The 541-nt window shown below is 56.4% G+C and carries 1 protein-coding gene; it reads left to right on the top strand.

Annotated elements, in window-relative coordinates:
• Positions 1 to 225 precede the first annotated feature (225 nt).
• A complete protein-coding gene (locus C162_RS33895; protein WP_036702507.1) occupies positions 226 to 417 on the top strand; it encodes a hypothetical protein in 192 nt (63 codons plus the stop codon).
• Positions 418 to 541: the final 124 nt, after the last annotated feature.

The following is a 541-nucleotide window of genomic DNA, read 5'->3' as shown; positions in this document are numbered from 1 at the left end:
AACATCTCGCATGAAGGGGGGGGATTTGGAGGACAATGGAGGGGCGGGGAGGAGTGGGGAGGAGTGGGGAGGACTAGAGAGGAGTAGAAGGAGTAGGGAGGAGTAGGAAAGACTAGGGAGGACCAAGGAGGGGGAGGGGGGACTAGAGAGGACTAGGGCAATAAGGTTAAGGGAGGAGCGGAACGGGTATACATGAGGTATCAGGAATGAAGGAGGTATAAGGAGATGAGCAAAGATCTGCCGCCAGAGGTTCCGCCGAAGGTTGTCCCGGGTGTGAAGCCGGATATCCTCCCGGAGCCGGTTGTGATCCCGCCGGAGATTGTGCCGGAGAAGCATCCCGAAATCGTACCGCCGGAGCAGCCCGAGATTATTCCTCCAGCCCCGCCGGAGATTCTTCCGAATGCTGATCCGCTGTAAGCTGTAAAGGCTGTGTGATAGCAGGCTAGTGTATAGATTAGGCTGAGCGCCCGGGTAACCAGGCGTTTTTGCTGTTTGTGGTTATTTTAGGCTACTGCGTGGGAATGAGGGGGCGTTGCCATTT

Source organism: Paenibacillus sp. FSL R7-269, from assembly GCF_000517865.1.
GTDB lineage: Bacteria > Bacillota > Bacilli > Paenibacillales > Paenibacillaceae > Paenibacillus_AQ.
This window is presented reverse-complemented; position numbering and strand designations above follow the sequence as displayed.